This is a genomic window from Gammaproteobacteria bacterium (assembly GCA_016716465.1).
Taxonomy (GTDB): domain Bacteria; phylum Pseudomonadota; class Gammaproteobacteria; order SZUA-140; family SZUA-140; genus JADJWH01.
Map to the genome: position 1 here is coordinate 36099 of JADJWH010000006.1, position 25394 is coordinate 61492.

The 25394-nt window shown below is 57.1% G+C and carries 19 protein-coding genes and 2 tRNA genes; 9 read left to right on the forward strand and 12 right to left on the reverse strand.

The genetic code is table 11. From position 1 onward, the window contains the following. Window positions 1-8: 8 nt before the first annotated feature. The 7 genes from IPM20_12550 to IPM20_12580 all read right to left on the reverse strand — a co-directional run bounded on the left by IPM20_12550 (window position 9) and on the right by IPM20_12580 (window position 12066). Window positions 9-1868: a hypothetical protein gene (locus IPM20_12550; protein ID MBK9132452.1), complete on the reverse strand. Its 1860-nt coding sequence runs from the start codon at window positions 1866-1868 to the stop codon at window positions 9-11. A gap of 17 nt (window positions 1869-1885) precedes the next feature. Continuing rightward, window positions 1886-2701, reverse strand: coding sequence for a phosphoadenosine phosphosulfate reductase family protein (locus tag IPM20_12555; protein ID MBK9132453.1), 816 nt, complete (start codon window positions 2699-2701; stop codon window positions 1886-1888). Between the two features lie 17 nt (window positions 2702-2718). After that, window positions 2719-4827, reverse strand: coding sequence for a hypothetical protein (locus IPM20_12560; GenBank protein MBK9132454.1), 2109 nt, complete (start codon window positions 4825-4827; stop codon window positions 2719-2721). 1 nt (window position 4828) lies between these two features. Continuing rightward, entirely contained in the window at window positions 4829-7237 is a 2409-nt protein-coding gene (locus IPM20_12565) for an ATP-binding protein (GenBank protein ID MBK9132455.1), read from the reverse strand. A 58-nt stretch (window positions 7238-7295) separates the two neighbouring features. After that, on the reverse strand, window positions 7296-10754 hold the full coding sequence (locus IPM20_12570) for a hypothetical protein (protein MBK9132456.1): 3459 nt from the start codon (window positions 10752-10754) through the stop codon (window positions 7296-7298). Continuing rightward, complete coding sequence (locus IPM20_12575; GenBank protein MBK9132457.1) at window positions 10748-11677, reverse strand: DUF4007 family protein; 930 nt, start codon at window positions 11675-11677, stop codon at window positions 10748-10750. Before IPM20_12575 ends, IPM20_12570 begins: the two co-directional genes overlap by 7 nt. A gap of 170 nt (window positions 11678-11847) precedes the next feature. Then, on the reverse strand, window positions 11848-12066 hold the full coding sequence (locus IPM20_12580; protein ID MBK9132458.1) for a helix-turn-helix domain-containing protein: 219 nt from the start codon (window positions 12064-12066) through the stop codon (window positions 11848-11850). Between the two features lie 539 nt (window positions 12067-12605). Here IPM20_12580 and IPM20_12585 point away from each other — a divergent pair. The 5 genes from IPM20_12585 to IPM20_12605 all read left to right on the forward strand — a co-directional run bounded on the left by IPM20_12585 (window position 12606) and on the right by IPM20_12605 (window position 18320). Continuing rightward, window positions 12606-12899, forward strand: a complete 294-nt coding sequence (locus IPM20_12585) for an Abi family protein (GenBank protein ID MBK9132459.1) — start codon at window positions 12606-12608, stop codon at window positions 12897-12899. 101 nt (window positions 12900-13000) lie between these two features. Beyond that, window positions 13001-13486: an Abi family protein gene (locus IPM20_12590; protein MBK9132460.1), complete on the forward strand. Its 486-nt coding sequence runs from the start codon at window positions 13001-13003 to the stop codon at window positions 13484-13486. A gap of 358 nt (window positions 13487-13844) precedes the next feature. After that, complete coding sequence (locus IPM20_12595; GenBank protein ID MBK9132461.1) at window positions 13845-15617, forward strand: helicase/relaxase domain-containing protein; 1773 nt, start codon at window positions 13845-13847, stop codon at window positions 15615-15617. Between the two features lie 4 nt (window positions 15618-15621). Continuing rightward, window positions 15622-17652 carry a type IV conjugative transfer system coupling protein TraD gene (gene traD / locus IPM20_12600; GenBank protein MBK9132462.1) on the forward strand — a complete coding sequence of 677 codons (2031 nt, stop codon included), beginning with the start codon at window positions 15622-15624 and terminating at the stop codon, window positions 17650-17652. Between the two features lie 20 nt (window positions 17653-17672). Continuing rightward, window positions 17673-18320 carry a DUF4400 domain-containing protein gene (locus IPM20_12605; GenBank protein ID MBK9132463.1) on the forward strand — a complete coding sequence of 216 codons (648 nt, stop codon included), beginning with the start codon at window positions 17673-17675 and terminating at the stop codon, window positions 18318-18320. Window positions 18321-18415: 95 nt separating this feature from the next. On the opposite strand, the gene IPM20_12610 is transcribed toward IPM20_12605, so the two are convergent. Next, entirely contained in the window at window positions 18416-18700 is a 285-nt protein-coding gene (locus IPM20_12610) for a helix-turn-helix transcriptional regulator (GenBank protein ID MBK9132464.1), read from the reverse strand. Between the two features lie 645 nt (window positions 18701-19345). Here IPM20_12610 and IPM20_12615 point away from each other — a divergent pair. From IPM20_12615 to IPM20_12625, 3 genes are read left to right on the forward strand one after another with little or no spacing between them, the layout of a single operon-like run. Next, window positions 19346-19717 (forward strand): ISL3 family transposase, encoded by a 372-nt coding sequence (locus IPM20_12615; GenBank protein MBK9132465.1) that lies wholly within the window; start codon window positions 19346-19348, stop codon window positions 19715-19717. Next, window positions 19651-20328, forward strand: a complete 678-nt coding sequence (locus IPM20_12620; GenBank protein ID MBK9132466.1) for an ISL3 family transposase — start codon at window positions 19651-19653, stop codon at window positions 20326-20328. The genes IPM20_12615 and IPM20_12620 overlap by 67 nt, the downstream gene beginning before the upstream one ends. A gap of 28 nt (window positions 20329-20356) precedes the next feature. Further along, the gene (locus IPM20_12625) at window positions 20357-21394 is read left to right on the forward strand and encodes a GGDEF domain-containing protein (GenBank protein MBK9132467.1); all 1038 of its coding nucleotides are present in this window, start codon (window positions 20357-20359) and stop codon (window positions 21392-21394) included. 546 nt (window positions 21395-21940) lie between these two features. On the opposite strand, the gene IPM20_12630 is transcribed toward IPM20_12625, so the two are convergent. Further along, on the reverse strand, window positions 21941-22243 hold the full coding sequence (locus IPM20_12630) for a hypothetical protein (protein MBK9132468.1): 303 nt from the start codon (window positions 22241-22243) through the stop codon (window positions 21941-21943). Here IPM20_12630 and IPM20_12635 point away from each other — a divergent pair. Next, window positions 22202-23380 (forward strand): recombinase family protein, encoded by a 1179-nt coding sequence (locus IPM20_12635; GenBank protein MBK9132469.1) that lies wholly within the window; start codon window positions 22202-22204, stop codon window positions 23378-23380. The genes IPM20_12630 and IPM20_12635 overlap by 42 nt on opposite strands. On the opposite strand, the gene IPM20_12640 is transcribed toward IPM20_12635, so the two are convergent. From IPM20_12640 to IPM20_12650, 3 genes are all read right to left on the reverse strand, one after another. Next, window positions 23340-23416 (reverse strand) — tRNA-Glu (locus IPM20_12640). The two genes, IPM20_12635 and IPM20_12640, sit on opposite strands and share 41 nt — an antisense overlap. Before the next feature lie 62 nt (window positions 23417-23478). Continuing rightward, a tRNA-Ala gene (locus IPM20_12645) sits at window positions 23479-23554 on the reverse strand. A 144-nt stretch (window positions 23555-23698) separates the two neighbouring features. Then, the gene (locus tag IPM20_12650) at window positions 23699-25393 is read right to left on the reverse strand and encodes a glutamine--tRNA ligase/YqeY domain fusion protein (protein ID MBK9132470.1); all 1695 of its coding nucleotides are present in this window, start codon (window positions 25391-25393) and stop codon (window positions 23699-23701) included. Between the last annotated feature and the right edge of the window lies 1 nt (window position 25394).

Genomic DNA, 25394 nt, shown 5'->3' on the forward strand with positions numbered 1-25394 from the left:
ATGAGAAATCAGCCATGAGTCACCTCCACAACGTCATCGAGCGGGTTGCCCGCAGGATCGAGCGTCAGTAGGTGGAAGGCTACCGTGTTAGATTCGGCGCCCCCCTCGCCTCGCCGTCGTTCGTTTAAGCAGGTAAGCAGCCGGGACTTAAAGGCCAGCATGTCTTCGTAGCATTCCCTTGAAAAGCTCCCCGGCAGTGCTCCTTCGGCCACCCGGCTCAGGAACTCGTACCGGGTCAGGTTCAGAGGCAGCGACGCGGAGATCGCCTGTGAAAACTGCACATGGAGCGCCGGCTTCCCGTTGGCAAGAACCAGTTCCACCCGCTCGTTCAGCCGCGGCGTCACAGGAATGCGGTCCTCCAATACCTGGCTTACCTTCGAGCTTGAAAAGGAAATGCTGGTTGCCAGAAGAAGGTCGCGGTCGGAATTCACCAGCATCCCGACAAAAATCCGGTTCAGCCCTTTGACCAGCCGGGCAAGGAACGGGCGTTCCACTCGTGCGCCGTTTCCGAGCGGCTTAAGCACTTTCTCCAGGTACTCTCCTGCATACTTGAACACGGTCAGTTCCCAGAGCGAAAGTTCCTGCTCCCACTCCGGCTGGATCTTAAAGAACAACCCACGCCGCTGGCTTATCAAGAGACGCAGGAACACGTCGTTGGCCGGGTCTGCATCGTCGCCTTCGACATACGAACGCTGCGCGGCATAGTAGCTATCGTCTGCCCCGTACATGGAGTCGGCACGCAACAAGGCGTCAAAGTACGGCTTCAGGTTTTCGTCGGCTTCGCCAAAGATCAGGATGTTGTCCACGCGGTTCGACGTTTCGTGGCCGATGCGGAACCGATTCAGGTAGTCGAACACTTCGAGCGAATCGCGCCGCACCTCCGACAGGTTGCCGCCGAACAGGTTGTTGAAGAGGCTCGCCTTTGCCGTCGTGCCTTTCTGCAGGAACATCGAAACATCACCTGCCTGCATCAGCCGGTCCTTGGCATCAGCGTGTCCCAAGATAGCGTTGGCAAACAGCAGCAGCATCCTCCGAATCGGCACATGCAACTCGTTGCAGTCGCAAAGCTCAAACAGTAACCGCAACCGCCCCCTGACCAGCGGTGATTTCAACAGCTCGTAATTGTGGCGGATGGGGCAGCGATTCCCGAAGAAGCCGTCAACGACCTCACTCGCGTAGCACTCCGACCAGCCTTCATGCTCCAGGAAAACGTCGAGCGCCAAGTCGAACAACGCGGCGCAGGGAACGCGGCTGAGATTGAAGAGCGTAAGCGGTGCCTCAGCACCCTCCCTTCGGCCATCGACCAGCAGCGTTTCCACGATGGTCCGCACGCGGGCCACATTATCGGTCGTGGGAAGCCGGTGCAGGTTTTCGACAAGCTGTCCGTCGTTCGCGGCCACTAGGAACTGCACCTTCTCGTCGGGCTCGCACAGGCAATCGCAGAAGCGCGTGAGCAGTTCCGCTTTGTCGGCGTATCGGCCTTTTGCATCGTGCGGCGGCAGCGCAGTCAGGTCGCGAATGACATGGATGGTCAGCATCCCTCCACCGGTTGGAATGTCCAGGGTGTGGTAAACGTCGTCGGAATACCATTGCGTTTCGCTGCCGCCCAGAAGCGTCCAGATTTTTCCGCACAGGTGACTCTTGCCGTCGCCCGCGGTTCCGGTCAGGACCACCGACCGCCGATCCTGACGTTCCGATCGAAACAAATCGAGAACGTCCTGCTCGGCGGGATGTACAAACGCGAGCGGCCGGATACCGGCGCGCTTGGCCGATTTCCGGATGTGCTCATCGTACATGTTGTCGTTGCGGGGGATCGGCCCGTACTGCCGTATGAACCTGATCCACCGCATAGCCTGTTGCGAAATCATGCGTCTCCTGATCAGTGTCAAAGTTGGCAAATGAGACAGCCGCCGGTGTCCCCTTCATCCTCGTCCCCGTCGCCAAGGATGTTGATGAGCTTCCTCTTCTTGCCGTTCTTCTTTCGTTTTTCCTCCCGTTCGAGCCACTTCTGTTTGATCTCCTCCATGCGTTCGGGCCGCTCCAGTTCGACCAGCGGCTCATCGCCGCACCAGTAGAACGGATCGCCCTCTCCTTTGTTCGTGGCATACTCGTAGGTTTTGGCCTCCTCGAACTTGTCGGGGTACTTTTCTTTGAGGCGAACCCACTCGATCTTCTGCTGGTAAAAGCAGAAGAAGCAGCCGGAACGGGTCCGCCCCCATTCCGTGTAACGAGGTAACCCAATCCCACTTTCCTCAAGAATCCGGAGAATGTCTGCCTTTACCAGCCCGTCGTCGCGGAACGGATAGACCGTCGTGATATTAGGTTTGTGGCTGATATAGCCTTCGCGTTTTTCGTCTGCGCGGATCGCCACATAGTTGATGACCGGCGACTCACCCACGTATTTCTCAAACGGCTTCAGCTTGAGCATCTTCGTACACCACCGGCGATGGTTCGACGGGATCATGCCACCGAAAACCGTAAGCCAATGATCGAAGCTCTGATCAGCCGTCGTCTTGGTGATCCGCTTGCCCAGAACAGCTTCCAGGCGGGAGAGATAATCGTAGGTTTCTGGCAGTTCCTTGTCCGTGTCGTGAAAGATGTACTCCATGTCCAGCACTCGGTCGCGCATGTAGATCGCCAGAGCGGCGCTGTCCTTGCCGCCCGATAGGCTCAAAATGTGTCGAATTGGTTGATCTGTCATGCGCGCCTCCTATGCGTTCATTCCTCTTCCGCCGATAGGCAGAACATGAGTTCTTTGTTGGTTGATACCGGTGCCTCCGTGAAAGCGCCAAATCGTAACGCAACCTGCTTGACTGCCTGCTTTTTCCCGGAGCTGTCCACAAGCTGGATGGCCTTCGCTTCCGTCGAGGTGGGTATCTCGATAGGCATCTTCAGGCCACCCATGGCCGCCATGAATGCCGTGGCAGCCGTTGGCAATCCGGCCTTCAACTTTGGGTCAGCACTTGCGTCAGATGCTACTTGATCCGCATGCTTCTTCATTTCTCCAGTAAAATAGAAAAACGCGCTCCTGCGCAGCACAAGCACGCGCTGATCCGTCTTTCGGCCGTGGAACAGCAATCCGCCTTGCGCAACGGAATCGCCCAGCATGACAAACGACTGATCTGTCTGCCGGTTGAAGAGAGTGATCTTGATGTCCCGAGGAAACGGCGGCCGCACTTCCAATCCGATACGCGACAACTTCGACAAGACGGCCTGTTGCAGTTCGAGGGCTCGCGCCGTCTGAAGCCGGCGATGGTGCAGGTAGCCGCGGTCCTCTAGCAGTTTCCTCAGCGTGCAGTGCGGGAGGCCGACGAGTTTCCCGTCAAACCAGTCGATGCAGTACGGGGTGTCGTTCCATTCGATCAGTCCGGCCGTTGTCTGCGATTTTTTCGCCTGCGGGGCACCTACCGTCCTCATGCGGCCAGGAACAAGCAGGACCGTGTCATCCCTCAATCGCTCCCGGTCCTTGTGAATATGCGTCGGCACAAACTGGAGTTCGCAGGAGGCGCTTAAGACCGCAAACACGAGCGACTTTTCGTCCTTGACCAGAAGGTCTCCCATCTGCATGTAGGGCAATTCCTTTTCGTCGTCATGCATGCCGAGCAAAGCCAGGATTTCGGACACATTCTCGGCATCCTGGACAGCGGCCGCATCGGGTTGCGAAGCCGCAGCTTCGTCCGTTTCGGCAGGCTTGTCTGTTGTAGCCTCACCAGCTGCAGCGCCGCTGGCCGCAGGATCTCGAACCACACTCCACGGGTGCGGTCCCCACGGTCCAGTGACGGCCTCAGTTGTTGCGTCGGCATACATCCGATGAAAGGAAGTTGAGCATTCGTCGCCAAACGGCAGGAATTCAGTAAAGCGCAGCGTGTCGAGCGCGGAGACCGCACTCTTCACGCGTGGATGCAAAAGAATCTTTGCGAGCAAATGTGCGCCAAGCAGGCGCAGCATGTAGTCGCCGAGCGGATGTCCCTCGTTTCGAAGCGTCAACTCACAAAGCAAGGCATAATCGTGAAGGCCCAAAGCCCGCAACGAGTGCATGAATTGCGGGAGGACGGACGGCCGTGGATCAGCGGCCGCGGCCCCCTCATTCATCGCCGGCTCATCAATCGGGCCTCCCAGAGCCTCTTCCAATGCCATCACGAAGTTGTGAACGGCGTGACAGACTACCGGGTCTTTGGGCAGAGTCTCGATTTGGATGCGGAACTTATCTTTGTCGCACAGATCTGATTTCGCCCGGAATTCGAAGAAGCCGCTTAGGAGCCGAGTTTCCCGTCGGAAGCCTTCGACCTGCTGGGGATTGATGATCGGTGAGTTCGACATCAGCAGTATGAACGCCTTGAACTTTTCGTAGATCTCCTTGGCAATGGACTGCGATTCGGCTTCGCCTTTAGCCAGCAGCAAATCGAGAAAGACCAGCTGGAATGGCTCCCCCGAAAACAAGTCCTGGACAGACTGGAAGGTCTTGATATTTGCATCGACAAAACCGTAGGCCTTCAGGTTCTGCTCAATGGTTGCCACTTCGTTATGGCGCTGGTCGAACTCAAGGAACAGCTTTTCCAGTTGCCCGGCAATGTCGGTTAACTGCTCCCGACACGTGTACAGAGCAACGATCCCTGCATCTGTGACATTGTCTGCGTCTGCGAAGTTGCATTGGGTACGGTCGTGGAGCACTTGTATCAGCGACTCATCCGCGCCAACGTCAGCACAAAACTCTGCCAGACTGTGCTTAACGGCTTCGCGCGTAGGTCCGGCGTACACGTCATCGATGATCGCGACGCGCCAGGATGCTACGGGGCTGACGCTTTGTTGTTGAGCAGGCGCAGGCACGTCACACCCTACCCGACGAAAAGTCCAGTTCGAACGTATTCAGCCGGCCCGTTGCCTTCAGGCCTTTGTCAGTGAGTTTTAGCGTGCCTCCGTGGTATTCGGCGATCTCCCTGGCGATGTACAACCCAAGCCCCTTACCATGTCCGGCAGGTTTCAGCGTAAAGAAGGGTTGAAAAACCCGGTCACGGTTCTCCGGCGCGATGCCAGGGCCGGTATCGGACGCCTCAATGACATTGCGGTTTCCGTCGAGCACAATGCGAATTTCCCTTGGGGCTTGGTCGGCGATCTTGCGACGCTTGCCTACCGACAGCCAATACACGGAATTGTCGATCAGGTTCTCCAGCACCTGAATGAACATGGCACGAACAAACTTGACCTTGACCGGCCCTTCCCCCTTGGTGACTAGCTTTGGCGTGATATCGTGCCGCTCGAATCTGGCCTGGAACCCGTCCAGCACGGCCTGGATTTCCTTGCCCAGGTCAAATTCTTGCTTTGTTTGACGCGCAGGCGTCAGCAAGGGGTCGAGGTTTTGGAGGCGTTTGCGAAGCGATTGCAATTGGAGGACAGCAGATCGCTTCAATGCCGAGGCATTGGGGCTACCTTCCATCTGGGAAAGTGCCTCGAGCGCATGCTTCGATGCCCGGTTTAGCTCATGGGCAAGCTTCTCGATGGAAAGACCGAGCGCGGCAAGGTGCAAGACGCGAGCCTTTTCATCTTCTACGGTCTCGACCGTGTCCTGAACCTCGGTGACCACCTCGACCACGGCACTGAACGCGCGTTGCAGCCGCTTTGACAGTGCACCAATTTCCAGATCGGGATGCTCGTTGTCGATTTCGGAAAGCTCATCCAGGGAATTATTTATCTTTTCTTCGGCTTCCGCCAGTCGCTCCGTAAACGCGGTGAAACTGATCCGATCCCTGTCCCGAATTTCCTCATCCACTTCCTTCAGGTATCCCCGGAACTCCACTTCGAGAATATGTTTCAGCAGTCCTGCAAGTGCTTTTTTCTCAGGGCAGTCGCGCAATCCTTCACGGTTTGTCTGGTCCCGAAGCTCGGGATTGGCGCGGGCCGATATATCCACTTTCCCCACCAATTGCGCGCGGTTGACCTTGTAGCCCTGGGCAGCAAGCGCCCCGCGATCAAGATCGAGCCAGTCATCGTCGGGGCCGCCATAGGGCGGGACCCGGAAGCCGTCCCGGTAGACCATCAGCCCACCCGACCACTGACGAACCGCCTTTTTCAGATCGAGCGTGCTGTCGTCGATTTCGACAGCTTTCAAAAGCCGCCGATTGAACCACAGACACCTCATGGTAAACGGGCCCAAGCGCACGACAGAGTCAAGGTCAACGTCGGGATCTTCTCGTTTCGTCAGCAGTGACTCGATTTCAGCGTTTTCATACCGGAAGGTCAGGGTCCGTCCGGAAAGTGGGTTTCCGCTCGATCCCGAAATCAGGTACTGGACCTTACCTTCGAGGATGGCAACAGGATCATCTTCGTCATCTTCGACACTCAACTTCGCTTCGACATGAGCGTGTGCGTGCTCATTGAGGATCTCATTCATACGCGGAATCGGAACCGCGTTCCCGTTCAGACGCAGGTGGATCGGGAAGCGGTATCTTTCGGCAAATGGATCGGTGAAACGGCAGAGTTCAGACGCAGCAGTGTCGGCAAGCTTCCTCAGCGACCAGGTCGTGTTGAGGTCTGTGATGCGAATAGTCGTTCCGTGGGCCGCGGGCTCATCCTTGGCTTCACCGCGATATGGCGTGACCTCGATCTCTTCTAGTAATTGGCTCGCATCCCGGCCGAAGTCATTCCAGTCGATCTCCAGTTCGTTCCAAGCCTTGTCTGCGGCTGTACTGGTCGTGACATAAAGCCGGTTGCCGAGGCGCATTGCCGAGAGGCGGCCAATCCCCTTTTCTCCCAGAATGACCCGTTGCGTTCCGGCCTTGCGTTCATTGAGTCGATGCGGCGTGCCGACCGTGAGGTAGATGTTCTCAAGGTCGGCACGTGTCATGCCGCTGCCCGTATCGTGGAACGTAATCGAGTTCGCATCGAGTGCGACGGAGAGTAGGTCATCAAACGAGTCAGCCTCCGCGATCGCTTCACGCAATGCTTCACCGTTAGGAGCATCCGAAGAGACGGCCAACGTAACCTCGGCTTTCAGCTTCTTGAGGTCGTTCTTTCCTACGGTGCCAGATTCCTCCGCAATGCCCCTGAGCTTCTGAATAACATAGAGAGGCAACTGCATCTGCACTTCGACGTGGACTTTCTTCGAGCCAGCGTCAACAGCGTTCTTGATAAGTTCGTAGAATGCGATGCCATCGGAGCTAATTAGCTCGCCACCCAATTGCAGGATCGTACGCGCGCTCACGCGGAAGCGTTTCGGCTCGTCTCCCTCTTTTCCTGGCATCACCCCACCTTCGCGTTGCGTTCCGGCGTCTGGCCAATCTCAGCCGACCACCTTCACCTTAGTCCTTCAGCCCCTGTAATTGCGTCATGATAGCCCTTGTCGCGGCTACCAGTCCCAACCGATCATCCTCGCGAAGCACGGAGCGAATCTTTTCCTCCAGCGCCGTTACCATCGTCAACTCTCCGTCGCTCAGGTGGATAACCTTGTCCACTTCACTACCGTCCTGGCAAGTGATAGAGACACGCATTGCGTGAGAGCCGGACGGCTCCCTGCCTTGATCGAACAGCGTGCTCTCTACGCGGAAGTACTGCCTCGCGCACCGATGCAACTCATCCTCAAACTGCGACAAGTCGTGATCGATCCACTTCGAAGGAGGCTTTGAGCAAAGGAAGCTGCCCACTGCCTCAACCCACGGGTCGTCCTCCAGAGCTTGATCGGCCAGACGAAGGCAGAACGCTTTGAGTCGCGGCTCTTTGACGGACGACTGGACGCGGTTGGCGGATTGCGACAGCTCCGCTCGAACAGCGCTGAGGCTGCCTGGCAGATTGAAGCAGTTCTGGATTTCGTTTTTCATCTTCTGAAGAAGTTGCGGAAAGGCAGCACGAAGTTCGTCGATGCTCTCCCGCAACCGATTCACAAATCGCTTCACTTTCTGTTGCGATGGAGCAGCATCGGCCTCGAAATGTTCGCAGCCGCATGCCTCAGGAAGCGTCTGGAACAGCAGAGTGGCCGGCTCTTCGGCACGTAGCAGGGCATCGCGCACCTCGGATGCCATTTTCGAGACCTGGTTCGACTTCTTCGCATAATCCGGCAGTTGTGCAGCGAACACACAAAGCGGCCGCACCACGTCGAGCAGGTCGATGGATTTGGGTTTCTTGTCAGGATTCAGCACTTTGAAAAGTTGCTCAAACACCACCGTCCGAACGCCCGCAATTCGGCAATATTGAACCTCAAAGTTCTCCGGGGCTTTGATCAGTCGGAGGAAATCCTGGCCGGCCACCTGCTTCATAAAGCTGCCCTGGTCATAGAACGCAACGTCCTGCTCGTGGATCACGGCGAAGACGGCTAGCAACATGGGGCAAAGTCCCTTTCTGACGCCGTAAGGCTGCGACTTCATCTCCATGAAAAGGTCGGTAACTTTTACACGACGGCCCTTGGAGGCTTCTAGTACCTCCTGCATGTGCAGAAGCACGGGGCGAACGCGGCAGGTGTCGTTGTCCTCGTTAGGGATGCGTGCGGCCCATCCTTCGGGGCCGTTCTGGTGCAGGTGGGCCTCCTGAAGTACCGAAAGGTACATTGACATCTCGGGCGGTTTGGTAGCCGGGTCCATGCCCAAGTACGGCTCTGCCGACTGTTTCAGGAGCCTGTCGATCAGCCGCAAGCGAGCCCCCGCCGCCGCTGAACTGAGATCATGACGGTTGACCAGTTCGTTCTGAATCTTCGGCGCACTCGGATAAAGCTTGTCGCAGACATTCGACAGTTTTTCGAGCAAGGCCCGCCCGGTACGAAGCTCAACCAATTGGCCACGGTAGTACCACTGAAGCCCTAGCGTTTCGGCGAATTGACGCAGCCCGACATAGCTCTGGAGACATTTGGCGAGGACCTGCCGCGCAGCTGCCAACTGCCGGGTAGCTTCCTCCAAGGCATAGCTATCGTGATTCAGCTCCGGGACATTCCCCAGCACCCATTCCCACCGCTGCACTTCGGCGACAAGGTTTGCCAGCCCTTGCAATGGCTTTGGCACTGCGGTCAGAACCGCCTTGCGGCTGCCCATCGCCTGCGATGTTGCGAACTCGATGGCCTTTCGGCGTTCCGATTCAGTTTCGCAGAGGGCTACGACGACCTTCCCGTCTGCGCTTGTCCACTCGGCGACCACACCCGCTATTTCCTCAGCCGGCACAAACTGTACGTCGAAATAGCGGAGATTGCCCGTTTCGATGTAATGGCGGCGAGCGACCAGCGGTCGCGTCTCCAGTTTCTCGCGAATGAGTGGGCCGATTCGCTGCGGGATAGGAATAGAATCGCGTGCATCCTGATAGGCCCGTTCCAGATTGACGCTGGTATGCGGCCAGAGGCAGTACCCGCCTGCCGCACCGCGAAAATAGAGGACAGCCTTCCCGCGTTGGAGCGATTTGAGAGAACGCCTGACCTTCGTCGCGACGTCCTCCGAAGAGGAATCAACGGTGACTGCAATCGCATTCTCAGACGCCACAAGTTGCGGCGAATCGATGAGGTTCAGGATTGCCACGGTCTTCAGAATCTGAAGCTCCGCCGTCTGGTCGCGTGGAAAGCTCTCTACCACCGACTCAATCTGGGTCCAGTGGCTGCGGAACGTCTGGAGCGCCAGGCGATGCCCGAACGCCGCGCGTGCGAAGTCGTAGAGGTTGTGAAGGCGATAGAAGCTACCGGCCTTCGCGGGCTGATCGGCAAATGATTGGAGTGCGAACGGTTCGTTCGACAAGAGGAAGCTGTAGAGGGAACGCTCGTTCTGCCCGAACCGACGGAACAGCTTCACCAGAACAGGAATCACAGTCGGATGAAGCGGGAAGATCTCCGGGGCAATGGCCAGCAGGCGGTGTTTGACCGCATCGATACCATACCAGCCAAGCCCAACCGCTTTGGACATTTCGTCTTCGAGCCGACCCATCGCTCCGCGAGGGAGCCTGTCACGCGGGATGTTGAGTGCGTTGGCTACCAGGAACACCGTCTGTTCCAACGGCTGATTAAAGAGAATCTCTTCAAAACGACCGGCGATCTTGTCCCACTCCTTCTGCGTGGCCAACGTCAACTGTTCCGCGTAAGCATGGAACCCCTGGTGGAGCAGGCCCACCACAAAGATCGGCATGTCTCCGCTTCGCGACGCCGCTTCCGCAAGCATCTGCAACAAATAGATGTCTTGCCGGTCTGGATGGAGCGCGGCAAACTCTAGGAACTTGCCGAGTTCGTCCAGAATGATGACGATTCCGTCCGCCTTACCGGAATGGCGCAGGTAGCGAACAGTTTCCTCAAGTAACCCGATCTCTGCCGATCCATCCTGCGGTTCCGACGTCTTCCCCACAGTTGCCCGCAACCGGGAAATCAGTTGCGGCGGCTTGCCGCGTACGCGCTGCAATTCCAATGACCGTGCCAGTGCCATCCGCAACGATTCGCCAAGTGGTGCGCGCGTGCCCGTAACCAACACCGGCAACAGGTTCGGCCGTTTCACCCCTAGGCTGCGGAAATCGACACTCTTGCGTACTTCTTGCGGCAGCCCCCCGCCGTCCTCATAGAGGAGATGAGCCAAGGCCAGCGCGAAGGACGATTTGCCCGTGCCGTAGTCACCGGTCACACGCCAGGCGCGCTGCCCGGACTTGGGTGAGAGACCTTGGAGAAGCCGTTCAAACCCCTCCTGGGCAGGTGGCGTCAAGACGTAACCACGAAGCGCCGAGCTGTCCTCGAAATCCCGCTCAAGGTGTGTCGAGCGGAGGAACCGCTTCTTGATGTCGAAGATGTCTGCGATTCGGTTCGTGTTCAGCATGGTACACCTTCGCCGTATGCCGCTTTGATGCAAGGTGCCGCCACTCCCTCACGTCGCGAGATTTGTTGCTGCGTGGCCGACTCCTGGTAAAGGAACGGCCCGGTCGAATCTGACGAGATCGCTTCAAGGCGTTGGCGGACTGCCCACTCCGGCAGCTTGAAGACCTGGCCCGGACTTCCATGCCCGAACGTAACGTCCTTAAAGGTCAGGGTCCGCTCAGTGCCACGTCGTTTCTTCCAGTAGTCATCGAGTGCGTAGGCGAAGAGTTCTGACGTGATGTCCGGCTTGTCTTCGATGCGAAATGCGTAGATCGGCTCCCGCTTGCCCGTTCCGTCAATACGACGCTCTCCAACATGCGTGATGAACTCAAGCTCCACGAGAGGACAATCCAGGTTGTCTTCCTGAATGCCGCCCTTGCGACTTCTAGTCGGCACATAGGTGTGCAGGAACGTATCGAAGTGTTGCTCAAGCGTTACATCGGATGGAGGGCGAATCTCTTTGTCCGCAGCGCGCCGAAATGCCTGTAGCACAGATGATCGGCAGAGTTCCGGCGACTGCCAGTGGTTAATCAGAAAGTCCCAGGCAAAGAGGGGATCCTCAACACTATGGGTCGATAGCTTCCAATGCAACAGCCAGAGCGTGCGGATGTCCTGAAGGAATGGATCAATGCCTTTCTTTCTGTTGAACACTGCATTGGCAAACTCTGTGGGCTGATAGCCGCCGTTGGCGTGTTTGATGCCAACAGACATCTCAACCATCCAGAAGCGGATAGCCTTGGCCATGTTCTTTCCCACGCCAAGGCGAATCATCGCCTTCTCTTCGTCCGCAAATGCGCCGTGATCCGTCTCAATTGCGGCGAATGCCTTGGGCAGCCACGCATAGCGGCAGGGAAACGTCTCATGGCCAGAGTATCTAAAGCCCATTGTCAGCCTTTCATAATTTCAGTTGTCCCCAGATTGAAGTGAGAATTGGACTTGACCCGCTTTAGTGGACTGTTTACTTGTTCTGCACGCCTCTGGGGTGTGCGCCGATCCACCTGGTGGCGTGTCTTACCCACTGAGCTCTCAGAGCGTGTCATGCTCATCCGGGCGTCTCACTTAGCAGCTTGGTCCTTGGTGCCCGTTGCAACGCCTCTCACCGCCGCAGTACCTCCATGCCGCACCCATTTGTCTACCTCCTCCACCCTAAATTTCCACAGTCGCCCCGCCTTGTGAGCCGGCATGTTCCTACGCTCGATCCACTTGTAGACGGTATCTCGCTTGACCCCCAGATAGGTGGCAATCTCATCGACGGACAGCCAACGGTTTTCGATAGTCTCGCTCATCTGCTTTAAACCGGTTTCGGTGGCCCCTCCGCAGGGTTAATTCAGTTCGTAACGACCTGGCTGTCGCCCTTTGTCCAATAGACACGACCAAAGATGGCATCATCATAGGAAAAAACACATAATGGGTCGAGGAATTCCTGGGCAAGCGGACAATTTCTACGTAGCCACTTACCCAAATTCACAGCAAATAATTGATATATATAATGTTATTTACGGCGCCTATTAACTGCCACCTGCCGAGATCAATGGTTGCCTTTACCAAATAGGAGGAAGAATTTATGACATGGAGAGCCCTGGGAGAGAAGGATCTTTCGAGATTGCTTTGATTTTTCCGGCGGGATGTCGAGAATATTGGGTAACAACACCCGCCACGCCTCTCGTCAGATCGGCGCACCAGGAAGCAGGTTTTATGCCAGAAAATCACAGGAAGACCAAGTTCGACAAGCCGGCGCTCGCCCTCGACCAACAACTCGAACTCTTGATCGAGCGGGGCCTCGTTTCCAGACAAAGGAAAGGCGCTCCACGACCTGCGTTTCCTCGGCTGCTACCGCCTGAGCGGTTATGCCCAGACGTTCCAGCGCAACGATCCCGCTTTGCCCGCCCACACCTTCCGCGATGGAGTCGTATTCGACGCCGTCCTGGATCTGTACATCTTCGAACGGGAACTGCGGCTCCTGGTCGTGGACGCCATCGAGCGCATTGAGGTCGACGCCCGCGTTGCAATCTCCAAAAGATGTCCGAGCGCTATGGGCCACACTGGTACCTTGACAAGAAGCTGTTCCGCAAACAGTACCGACACGACAAGCTTCTGGACTAGATAAGGTCACAGACCGGCATTCCGCCCAGGACGGAACGCCTCAGGACAAGAAGCGCGAGACGTTTATTCAGCATTACTTCAAGAAGTATAACACCCCCGAGCTGGATGGTCGCCGAGGTCCTATCTATCGGCACCTGGTCGATCGTCTTCACCAATCTCGAAAACCGAGGCGATAAGAAGTTGATCTCCGCGCCGCTCCCACTGTCGCCGTGGACGATTCGCTCCTGGCTCCACGCCATCGCCTATCTGCGAAACCTCTGCGCGCACCATTCCAGGCTGTGGAATCGCCGTTTCACCATCACACCCGAGGTGCCCAAGGAGTACAAACCGCACATGGAGCCCAACACGACCTTCCGCGCGCAAGCCGCTATGCTGCACATACTCATGAATGTCATCGCATCGGACTTCCGACGGCAGCACCGGCTGCATGAGTTGTTCCAGAAGCACCCCGACGTTCCACCGGGAGGATGGGCTTTGCCGATGATTGGCACAAAGATCCTTTCTGGCGTTAAGTTCGAAGAGGGAGCGCAGCTCATTGGCGCGGACAGCTTGACCGACGCGGCCACACAAAAATCCTACATGATCAAGTAGCCATCAGCACCGCGCAGCTTCATCCTTCCTTTGTAGATTGGATCCGATCTCTGGCGCGCTCTGAAAGGGATCCGAAAGGACTTCATCCAAGGGAAGAGGTTAATAACGGCAAAGGCCCTACCCCAAAGGGCCACCGCGCTTGAAATGACGCGCGGCGGGAAAGGGTCAATCAAAGGGGACTTTCATGAAAACCCTCTCAAATCGGTAGTCACGTTTTCTGTGGCACCCCCGTGCTATAGCCGGCAAAGTGCCCCCTCATGTGCACACCACCTTCTCATCAGTTCTTTATCGAAAGGATTCACCACGCCGGCTTGGGCCCGTGGTCTCGGCCAGAGGCAGTCTCGGAATGGCTGGACCGATGGGTACGCTACTGAAATTTTGGAGCGGAACCCGTCTTTCTGAACTACCGACCGAGGGAACCATACCTGTACTGGATGCCGACACCCTGCTCCAGCCACATCGCGCCCTGCTCAACACGATCCGGCAACTGGTAGGCGTTCCCCAAGCACACTGGGACGAGCTCTATGCCGCTGCCTTCGAGGCTTATGCCCTCTTCGTGCAACAGTTACCCGCCTCGGAAGCCCACCATCACGCCGGTCCCGGCGGCATGCTGACCCATGGACTGGAAGTCGTGTGTGAGGCCCTGAAGCTCCGCCGTGGCCGACTGCTCCCCTCGGGCGCCGCCGCGGAAGAGATGGTCGCCCGCCAGGACCGCTGGACCTACGCTACCGCGACCGCCGCCCTGCTCCACGACCTCGGTAAGCCGGTGACCGACCTGCGGGTTCGGCTCTATAACGAAAACGACCGGGGGCTGGGATGGTGGGATCCCTGGGGCGGACCCATGACTGGCGATGCGGCCTGGTATCGCGTGGAATTCGTCCGTGACCGTCGCTATCGCTTTCACGAACGCGTCCCGCCCCTGCTGGTGCACTTCATCTTCCCGCGCCAGGGTCTGAGCTGGCTGGCATCCGATCCGGAGGTGTTGCAAGCCTGGTTGGCGACTATCAGCGGGGATGCGGAACAGGCCGGGATTATCGGCGAGATGGTGCACCAGGCGGACGGCCTCTCGGTAGTGAGCGACCTGGCCGGCACTCCGGCATCCATGCCCACGGCTCGACGCAAGTCACTGTCGATGCGGCTGCTCACCGGTCTGCGTTACCTCCTGGACCAGGGCGACCTCCCCTTGAATCGACCGGGTGCAGCCGGTTGGCGCTCTGAAGAAGATCTGTGGCTGGTCAGCAAACGCGTGCTGGATATCCTGCGTGAACACCTCCACCACGAAGGACAGGAAGGAGTGCCGACCCGCAACGACCGACTGATGGATGAGCTGCAACAGCATGGCATCCTGCGACCCAACGACGATCGAGCCATCTGGACCGTGCAAGTGATCGATGGCGACTGGTCGCAACAGCTCACCGTGCTGCGCTTTCCGGTACACACCCTTTGGCCGGAGCCGGATGCACGGCCACCGGTATTCGCAGGAACGGTGACGCCGATCAACACAACAAGCTCGGCGGTGGAAAACAACGAGGTTGATGAAGTCGCGGACCATGCCGTCGCAGTGTTACATGATCGGCCTTCCCAACAAATGGAACAGGTGATACACCAGCATTCACAGACGACAAAACCTGGTGTCGAAACCGATGATGCTGCTTCGATAAGGGAGAACGCCAACTCGGTATCTGCATTCGATACACCGTCATCGGATTCAGATGAATCATCCTCCCGCACTGCAGGCCACGTTTCTTTTTCCCCCTCACAGGAAACGGATCTGACCGATGAAGTTGATCCAGGCCGGCGCTTTCTCGCCTGGATCAAAGAGGGACTCAGTTCAGGGCGTCTACCCATCAATACTGTCAATGCCCGCGTTCATACGGTGTCCGAAGGCCTGATGCTGGTGAGTCCCGGTATCTTCAAAGATTACGATCGTGAAAACTGGTCGCGGGTGCAGAAGCGCTTCCTGAAACAGAAACTGCATCAGCGCACAACGCTCGGCACTAATGTCTGGACCTATCAGGTCAAGGGCGCGCGTAAACAGAGCCGTATCAATGGACTGTTGATTGCGGAGCCGGAAGCGGTGCTGGGGTTACGCCTGCCGCCACCCAATACTCACCTCACGTTGAAGGTATGAGCGGATGGCTCAGATCTTCGATAATCGATTGCGTCCCGTCATCGAGTTTGTTCCGGCCACGGTACTCATTGGCCTGGGCAGTGTACTGATTCACGACCCCGCCCTGTTCTTTCCCTTGCTGCCTGGCTTATCAGAAGTCGTCGCGACAGGCTGCGGGTTGCTTGGTCTGGTTCGGCTGTGGCAGGGATGCCGCATCATGCGCTATCGTTGGCAGCTGCGACAGTTACCCCTCTATCTACTGGATGCGGACCATATCCCCCTCTCCCAGTACAAACTGTTCCTGGGTCGCGGCTTTGCCTGGGATCAGCGCCACAGCCAGCGCTTGGTGGAGGCCCGCTCACCACAGGCCAAACGGTGGCTGAATCACAATAGTCTGTACCGGACCGCGCGGGCCTTCGAGATGCGGTTCGAACACTCCCGTCTGTTCGGCTGGCTGACCCGCCTCACGCGCCGCGAGGCGTGGTGGAATCCCGTGCGGCCCCTGCCACCCCTGGGAGGCGATCCCGCCTTGCATGGGGTCGGGCTCGAGGAAGAGCACGACGCGTGGATGGACCTGAGCGACCGTGTCGGTCATACCTTGGTATTAGGCACGACACGCGTGGGCAAGACGCGTCTGGCCGAACTGCTGGTAAGCCAGGACATCCGCCGCGGCGAAACGGTGATCGTGTTCGATCCCAAGGGGGATCTCGATCTGCTGCGGCGCATGTTCGCGGAGGCGAAGCGCGCCGGACGGCTGGAGCAGTTTCATATCTTCCATCTCGGGTTTCCGGAACTCTCCGAACGCTACAATCCGGTGGGCGAGTTTGGCCGCATCACGGAAGTGGCCACGCGTATTGCCTCGCAGCTGCCCTCTCAAGGCAATTCCGCGGCCTTTCGCGAGTTCGCCTGGCGGTTCACCAACATCGTGGCCCGGGCACTGGTGGGGCTAGGCCGCAAACCCGGCTATGCCGCCATCGCCCGCTACGTCACCAATATCGAGCCGCTGTTGGTGGACTACTACCACCTGTGGCTGGAAAGCGTCGTTCCGGGCGAGTGGCGCGCGACCGTTCAAACCATCGAGGGCAACATCGACGACAAGAAACTGTCTCTGGCCTTACGCGGACGAGATCGCCACGCGGTGGCGCTGGTCAGCTACGCCAAAGGGCGGAATCTCTACGACCCCGTCGCCGACGGCCTGCGCTCGGCCTTCGAATACGACAAGACCTACTTCGACAAGCTCACCGCGAGCCTGTTGCCGCTGCTGGAGAAACTGACCAGCGGCAAAACCGGGGAGTTACTGGCGCCCGATTACGGGGACATTCGGGATCCCCGACCGATACTGGACTGGATGCGGGTGATCCGGGAGCAGGGCATCATTTACGTGGGGTTGGACGCACTCTCCGATCCTGAAGTGGCCGGAGCCGTGGGCAATTCCATGTTCGCGGATCTGACCTCGGTCACGGGCCGGCTCTATAAACACGGTGATACCCTGGGCCTGCCCTTCGTCGCCGGACATCGCCGGGCTCGTATCGCCATACACGCCGACGAGTTCAACGAACTCATCGGTGATGAATTCATCCCCTTGCTGAACAAGGCGGGCGGCGCCGGAGTCCAGGTCACCGCTTACACCCAGACCGCCTCGGACATCGAGGCCGGCATCGGCGATCGCGCTAAAGCTGGCCAAGTCAGCGGCAACCTCAACACCCTCATCATGCTGCGGGTCAAGAACGAGGAGACCGCTGCCATACTCACCGACCAGTTGCCGATGGTGCGGGTCTACACCAAGGTGGCCGAGTCCCGCATCACAGACAACAATGATCCTGATACGCCGGTGGACTTCGTCTCACAGAACGCAGACCGGCTCACGGAGGTGGAAGCCGAGATGCTCACGCCTGCGGATCTGGTGCAGCTGCCCAAGGGCCAGGCCTTCGCGCTGCTTGACGGGGGACGATTGTATAAACTGCGGCTGCCGCTGCCAGGGAAAGATCCCCTCCTCCCCCGGGACATGGATGAAATCCGGGATTGGGTCATGCAGAGAAATCAGGCAGAGGTATGAGGAGGGGGCGTCTGACCGGTGTGCTCTGGACACTCACGTGGTTCTTCATCGTTTGCCTGCTCGTGCTGTCCGTAGACATGATCTATGTGTTCTGGCCCTATCCACACGGTGCGCACGGCGTCGAGGCCTTGAAAACCAATCTTGCAGTTGAAGTGGAACTGGTCAGTCGCCTGTCGGATGACCGCGCCTGGGCGACCATCCGCACGATCACCGACTCGATGTATCAAATCGTATTCGGCTGGTCGGGTATGGATGACCTGCTGCGCCAGGCCGCGGACCCCACCCCCCTGTCCCCGCTGAACGAAATCATGCGAGGTTTTGCGCGAGGGTTCTGGGTCTTTCTTGAGACGGCGGCTGTGGGGCTTCAACTCTTCGCCCTGCGAATAGGCGTTCTGGTGCTGGCCATGCCCCTGTTTCTAATAACCGCCATCGCAGCGGCTACGGATGGGCTGATCCCCTGGTACCTGCGTCGCACCGGCGCGGGGCGTGAATCCGGTTTCATCTATCATCGAAGCAAGCGAGGACTGGCGCTCTCGGTGCTGGCCCTCTGGGTGATCTACCTGGTGCCACCCGTTCCACTTGACCCTCGCTGGGTGATACCGTCCTTCCTTTGCTTATCAGCGATTTCTGTTCGGGTGACCGTGGCTTATTTCAAGAAATACATTTAACCGGCTATTCAGCCTCAGTGATGTGACTCGCAATCAAATTCATTGGAACCTAGTACCCGCCATTACCGACTCACCCGAAATGAATAAGATAACTCTTAGTCATTAGTTATTTTGGATATTTCACTCCGGATTATTTTGCATAGGTCATCGATTTCTCTGATTTTCCCAGTCCTTAGATAGGTCAGTGCCAATAGGGTCATTGGGTGCACCTTCATCACGCTAGACAGATCATCGACCTTATCCAGTGTTGGACTCTTCAAGCCCCTTTCCAGGATGCTGATGTAGGTTCGGCTGGAAATATCAGAGAAATCCTCTTGGGTTAATCCACGGGCGTGACGAATCTCTTTAAGCGCCTTGGAAAAAGCAGATTTAGTTTTCATCTAAGTATCCCGAATAGTGGGACACCTAATTAAAACTATTGATTACTATAGAGCTACAAACTATAGTGTTCATTTATTTTGTGACCGGCTAACCTATCTTTACCTCCCTTCGTGCCGATACACTCAAACTTGATTCACCTTACCTTACAAAGCCTATGGGAACATTTCTGGATACCCTGATGTCATAGTAAGAGTCGTTGAAGGGTGAGGCTTCAACAACGCAATTGTTAGCATTACCGTAAGACGTAATCTGATGACCCAAGAAGAAAGGGTCAACGCGGATTCGTGTGAACGATTTTACGTAGTATTGTCCAGGTTCGTAGCTGTAGGATAGCGTTTTTCATGTATCTATACTCCTTGCTGAATGGGAACGCCGATGAAGCGTGCACGGACGTTTTGTGAGTTGTATTCGTTTCCCGGGTTCAGGGCAGCGGCGCAACTCAAGGGTGTCTTCGGCGATCCGGATGTGCGCGTGGTGCGATTGCGGCGTAAAAAAAGACCGGTACCTGTTCGTGCTGTAATCGGCAGCGCTGTCCGGTCTATGACCGGCGCCTGTCGCGGACGCGGGATCTTTCGGCTGGCGGCTTTCGCATCGTGCTGGAGTTCGAGCGGGTCCGCGTAAGCTGTCCGGACTGCGGGGTGCGCATGGAGTACCTGGACTGGCTGGCCCGTAATCCGCGTTACACGGCCCGCTATGCGCTGCAGGTGGGGGCATTGTGTCGCAAGATGACCGTCAAGGATGTGGCTCAGTCCGAGCGACTGCATCACGCCACGGTCAAAGACCTGGACAAGCTGTACATGGCCGAACAACTGCGCCGGCATCCGATGCCGGCCACCACGGCGATCGGTGTGGATGAAATCGCGATCCGCAAGGGGCACGAGTACCGAGTGGTGGTCAGCGACCTCGTTGGCCAGCGGCCGATCTGGTTCGGGGTACAGGTCGCAAACAGGTGGACCTTGAGCAGTTTTTCGCGGCCTACGGAGAACGGCGCTGCAAGGGGATTCGGGTGGCGGTGATGGACATGTGGAAACCGTTTCGTGAAGCGACGCACACGTATGCGCCGCACGCCGAGATCGTGTTTGACAAGTTCCACATCCTGCGCCATCTGAACGATGCCCTGGATGCGGTGCGCCGCAGCGAATATGCACGGGTGCAGGGTGACCAGCGCCGCTTCATCAAGGGCAACCGCTATACCTTGCTGTCGCATCGAGACAACCTGTCGCTGGAAGGTCGGCAGGCGCTCAAGACACTGCTCGCGGCCAACAAGCGGCTCAACACCGCCTACCTGCTCAAGGAGTCCTTCGGCCAGCTCTGGGACTACGAACGCGAAGGCTGGGCACGACGCTTCTTCGAGAACTGGAAGAGCAGCCTGCGCTGGCAGCGGCTGGAGCCCTTCGAGAAATTCGCGGCCATGATCGAACGTCATTGGGATGGCATCGTCTCTTATTGCAAACCCGAGAACAAAGTCTCGCTTGGCTGCGTCGAGGGATTGAATAACGCCATCCGTGTCATCCAACGCAAGGCGTACGGCTTTCGCGACGAGGAATACCTAGCCATGAAAATCATCACTCATTTCTTACCCGCGCTCCCAAATCATGCGATAATCATTCACACGAATCCGCGTTGAGCCAGAAGAAAAACAACAGGTAATATTGATGAATGAGAATCCCTACCGCGAAGCAACAGAGCAAGCCGCTGAACATTTGCGTCTGGCCCTTACCCTCCTGGCGAATAACAAGATCCCTGTATCGCCCTTTAATTACCGGATGGGTTATGACTGCGTCGTGGGATCGAACGATGTATTAAAAAGGGCCTTGGAGGAGCTGCATGCGCAGCCGGAACGGTCGGTTACCGAGTATTTATGGACCGTATATCAGCGCTCATATATTCATGATGACAAAACACTGGATACGATTCGCGAGGAGTTAAAGAATATCATCATCAGCATCCAACGTGATCTCGAAGGTTCAGGAGGTAAACTTTCCGGTTATTTGAACAAACTCAACCAATTCACTGCTGTTCTGACCGGCCCTTCCTCACCACAGGCCATGGAGACCGAGGTCAGTAATATCATTGAAGCCACACGCGACGCAGAACAATCCCAGCGTCTTGTAAATGCGCAAGTCTCCCAGCTTGCGACCGATCTGGATTCACTGCGCAAAGAACTGGCTCAAATTAGGGAAGAGTCGTTGACGGATTCTCTGACGGGCGTCTCCAACCGGAAGGCATTTGACTGTGCCCTGGAAGACAGAATCCATACAGCACGAAGAGAAAAATCTGTCTTTTCAGTCCTGATTGCAGATATAGACCATTTCAAACAGGTGAATGATACCTATGGCCACCTTGTTGGCGACAAGGTACTCAGGTTCGTAGCCTCCAGCCTTAAACGATGCGTCAAGGGGAAAGATCTGGTGGCACGCTTTGGCGGCGAAGAATTTGCGGTGATTCTCGATAATACGGACATATCAGGAGCGTCTACCGTAGCGGAACAGATTCGACAGGCTGTTTTCTTAGGTACCATCAAGGACCTGAACAATAAGAAAACACTTGACCAGATATCGATATCACTTGGTGTTGCCCAATTTAGCTCAAGCGATCTTCCCAATGATCTCTTGCAGCGTGCTGATGAGGCTCTTTATCTGGCCAAAGATCGTGGTCGTAACCGAGTTGAAAAGATTACATCGACACGATAGCGTTACGAACGGACGGACGGATCCGGATCGTATAAATATGCAGAGTTGTCTTCCTATCCCCTTGACCCACCATGGGTGAGATTCCCATCCCCTGAATATACTGTCTATCTCTACCCAAGCTACAGCCGCCTAATTCCGAAGGTATCTCCAAGAAAAAGGGTTACCAACCACCATTTACATGCACATCCAAGTGCGTGACTATCCTTTATAAAACCATCTAAAAGCCCCAATCCATACGCGCGCTTTCCGAGTTATTTCCGGTAAATATCAAAATTAGAATAGAACCTGGATAAACAGATTCCAGCGTCCTTTCCAGCTATCTAATTTTTGATGCAAGCCGCGAAATAATTATGAGAGAATCCAGGATCAGAATGTTGCCATCGAACGGCAAACCTGATGTCAAAACGGCGGTTTGTTTCATGCTCCCGTTGCTACTGGAGGGACTTTCCAATGAGAAAAGAAACCAAGACGGCTGCAATCTATCTTCGATCGAGCAAGGATCGGAAGGATGTCTCGATCGATGCGCAGCGCCGCGAACTCCAGAAACTAGCGACTAATCAAAGCATCATCATCGTCAAAGAATATTCGGATGTTGTTGAGTCCGCTAAGGACGAGAACCGCCCCGGCTTTCAACGCCTCCTCAATGATTTGAAATCTTCCTCCCGCGATTGGAACACCTTGATGATGGTCGATACCAGCCGTCTGTCCCGGCGGCGGTACATGGCCCAGGTGTTCAAGCACGAAGCTAAAAAACGCAACGTACAGATTATTTATTCCAAACTTCCCGAATCGGACCCCATCGCGGACATGGTGATTATCGGGGTCATGGAAGTATTCGACGAGTTGCACAGCGTGATGTCGAAAGAAAAAGGTCTGGCCGGTATGGCAGAGAACGTGCGTCAGGGATACCGGGCGGGGGGACGCGCCCCGAAGGGCTATAAGCTGGTTAAGATCCCTACCGGCGCGATCAGGGAAGGTGAAGCGGTCACGAAATCTAAAATCGAGCCCAATGAGGATGCGCCTGTTATCTCTCGATACCTCAAGATGCGCGCGGCCGGGGTCTCGCGGAAAAGAGCGCTTGACGAACTCGATCTAAGCATCGCAAAAGCCAGTGCAGTAGGTGTTGAATGGAATGCCTTGACCTACGCTGGCCACACGGTTTGGAACGTACATAACGAAAACACCAAAGGCTCAGGCTACAAGGGCGGCACCAAGCGTCGCCCACGGTCTGAATGGATCATCAATGAAAACACGCACGAAGCGTTGATCACAACTCAAGAAGCCGAGGCCATACTAGCTCAACTTGAAAAAAGCCCAGTCTCCAAGGGCCGGAGGACACCGGCCAATTACCTCCTGTCAGGTCTTTTGAGGACTCCACATGGCGGGCCTTGGTTCGGGAATGGACGAGGGGGCTACATACCCAAAGGTACCCCAGCAAGGGAAAACCGGAAAGCCGACCAGAAATTACTAGAACAATCCGTGCTTGATCAGGTTCTAACTGATCTACATTCCCCTGACTTCGTCAAAACTCTGACGAGAGAAGCCATCAAGTACCGCGAGGCACATAGAGAGGATCCTGCCAAGAACCTCCGAATTGAAATCAAGGAAGTTGAAGCCCGCATCTCTAAACTGATGGAAATGGCAACACAAATGGATACCCCCGCCCCTGCGCTTCGCCAAGTAGAAAAACTGGAGGGTACCCGACTCACCCTAGCGGATGAGATTGAGCGACAGGAAAAGGAATACACAGCGGCATCGCTGCTGGACAATATCACGGAAACTCACGTTGAGCGGTTTCTGGGCGGTATCGCCGAGAATATGGAAATTATGGATAGGGAGGGACTCAAAGATTTTCTATCCAGCCTCATTGGTCAGATCACGCTCAATCCAACCACCCACGAGTGCCAAATCGACTACCGCATCGGTATTGACTTGCGGAATAAGGTGGCGTCCCCAAGGGGATTCGAACCCCTGTTACCGCCGTGAAAGGGCGATGTCCTAGGCCGGCTAGACGATGGGGACCTGAGGAAAGAAATTCAGCGTTGCGCGGGGTCAAACCGGCCGGATATTCCCGGTGGCCGGATTGGTGGAGCTAGGCGGGATCGAACCGCCGACCTCTTGCATGCCATGCAAGCGCTCTCCCAGCTGAGCTATAGCCCCGCCCGCGAACAAGACGCGGACTTTAAGCCATGCCCCGGAGTCTGTCAAGAAAAGAAACGCAAAAACAACGCCAAACGCGCACGGAAGATAGTTTCCGAACAAGACCTTAGAGGGGAAACCGCGGGCGTCCCGCGCGGCGTCGCCTCAGCCGCCCTGTCCGGCGATCTTCGCCCAGGTATCGCGCAGGGTCACGGTGCGGTTGAACACCGGCTCGGCGCCGTGGACATGGGCCGGATCGAGACAGAAATACCCCTCGCGCTCGAACTGGAAGGCATCGCCCGGCCGCGCCTCACCCAAGGCTGGCTCGACGACACTGCGCGTCAGGGTGTGCAGCGAATCGGGATTCAGGAAATCGGTGAACTCCTTCCCCTCCTCCCGCGCCGCATCGGGCAAGGGGTGGGTGAACAGCCGGTCGTACAAGCGCACCTCGGCGCGGATGCCGTGCCGCGCCGACACCCAGTGGATCACGCCCTTGACCTTGCGCCCGACCGGGTCGGCGCCCAGCGTCGCGGGGTCGTAGCTGCAACGCAGTTCCACCACTTCATCGCCGTTCTTGATTACCTGGTCGCAACGGATCACATAGCCATAGCGCAGCCGCACCTCGCCGCCCGTGACTAGGCGCTTGAACTTGCTCGAGGCCTCTTCCATGAAGTCGTTGCGATCGATGTAGATCTCGCGGCAGAACGGCAGGCGGCGCGCGCCCATGGCGGGATTCTGCGGGTGATTCAGCGCCTCGAGTTCCTCGACCTGGTCTTCGGGATAATTCCCGATCACGACCTTGAGCGGTCGCAGCACCGCCATGCGGCGCGGCGCGGTGTCATTGAGGTCGCCACGGATGCAGTCCTCGAGCATCCCCATCTCGACGATGTTGTCGGAGCGCGTCACGCCGATGCGGGCACAGAACTCGCGGATCGAGGCCGGCGTATAGCCGCGCCGGCGCAGGCCGGCGATGGTCGGCATGCGCGGGTCGTCCCAGCCCTCGACGAAGCCCTCATCCACCAGCCGCGTCAGGCGGCGCTTGCTCATCACGGTGTACTGCAGGTTGAGGCGCGAGAATTCGATCTGCTGCGGATGGCAGGGGACGGTGATATTGTCCAGCACCCAGTCGTAGAGCGGGCGGTGATCCTCGAACTCCAGCGTGCACAGCGAATGGGTGATGCCCTCCAGCGCGTCCGAGATCGGGTGCGTGTAGTCATAGGTCGGATAGATAACCCAGGCCTGCCCGATGTGATGATGCGTTACGCCGTGGCGGATGCGGTACAGCGTCGGGTCGCGCAGGTTGATGTTGGGCGCGGCCATGTCGATCTTCGCGCGCAGCACGCGCGCGCCGTCCGGGAACTCGCCGGCGCGCATGCGCGCGAACAGGTCGAGGTTCTCTTCCACCGGGCGGTTGCGCCAGGGACTGTCGCGGCCCGGCTCGGTCAGCGTGCCGCGGTATTCACGGACCTGCTCGGCATTGAGGTCGCAGACATAGGCCTTGCCCTTTTCGATCAGTTCAACGGCGAAGCCGTACAGCGTCTCGAAATAGTCGGAGGCGAACAGCGGCTGACCGTTCCAATGGAAGCCGAGCCACCGCACGTCGCGCTGGATCGCCTCGACGAACTCGATGTCTTCCTTGCCCGGATTGGTGTCGTCGAAACGCAGGTTGCAGGTGCCGCGATAATCTTCCGCCACGCCGAAATTGAGGCAGATCGATTTGGCGTGGCCGATGTGCAGATAGCCGTTCGGCTCGGGCGGGAAGCGCGTCGCGACGCGGCCGCCGTGTTTGCCGGCCTGGAGGTCCGCCTCGATGATCTGGCGGATGAAGTTGACGGGACGTGCCGGTTCAGTCTCGCTCATG

Bases quoted from the DNA above. Each gene is read 5' to 3' on its own strand.
- IPM20_12550 (MBK9132452.1), bottom strand. From the start codon at position 1,868: ATGATTTCGCAACAGGCTATGCGGTGGATCAGGTTCATACGGCAGTAC.
- IPM20_12555 (MBK9132453.1), bottom strand. From the start codon at position 2,701: ATGACAGATCAACCAATTCGACACATTTTGAGCCTATCGGGCGGCAAG.
- IPM20_12565 (MBK9132455.1), bottom strand. From the start codon at position 7,237: ATGCCAGGAAAAGAGGGAGACGAGCCGAAACGCTTCCGCGTGAGCGCG.
- IPM20_12570 (MBK9132456.1), bottom strand. From the start codon at position 10,754: ATGCTGAACACGAACCGAATCGCAGACATCTTCGACATCAAGAAGCGG.
- IPM20_12575 (MBK9132457.1), bottom strand. From the start codon at position 11,677: ATGGGCTTTAGATACTCTGGCCATGAGACGTTTCCCTGCCGCTATGCG.
- IPM20_12590 (MBK9132460.1), top strand. From the start codon at position 13,001: ATGGTCGCCGAGGTCCTATCTATCGGCACCTGGTCGATCGTCTTCACC.
- IPM20_12595 (MBK9132461.1), top strand. From the start codon at position 13,845: ATGGGTACGCTACTGAAATTTTGGAGCGGAACCCGTCTTTCTGAACTA.
- traD (MBK9132462.1), top strand. From the start codon at position 15,622: ATGGCTCAGATCTTCGATAATCGATTGCGTCCCGTCATCGAGTTTGTT.
- IPM20_12610 (MBK9132464.1), bottom strand. From the start codon at position 18,700: ATGAAAACTAAATCTGCTTTTTCCAAGGCGCTTAAAGAGATTCGTCAC.
- IPM20_12615 (MBK9132465.1), top strand. From the start codon at position 19,346: ATGGAGTACCTGGACTGGCTGGCCCGTAATCCGCGTTACACGGCCCGC.
- IPM20_12625 (MBK9132467.1), top strand. From the start codon at position 20,357: ATGAATGAGAATCCCTACCGCGAAGCAACAGAGCAAGCCGCTGAACAT.
- IPM20_12635 (MBK9132469.1), top strand. From the start codon at position 22,202: ATGGTGATTATCGGGGTCATGGAAGTATTCGACGAGTTGCACAGCGTG.
- IPM20_12650 (MBK9132470.1), bottom strand. From the start codon at position 25,393: ATGAGCGAGACTGAACCGGCACGTCCCGTCAACTTCATCCGCCAGATC.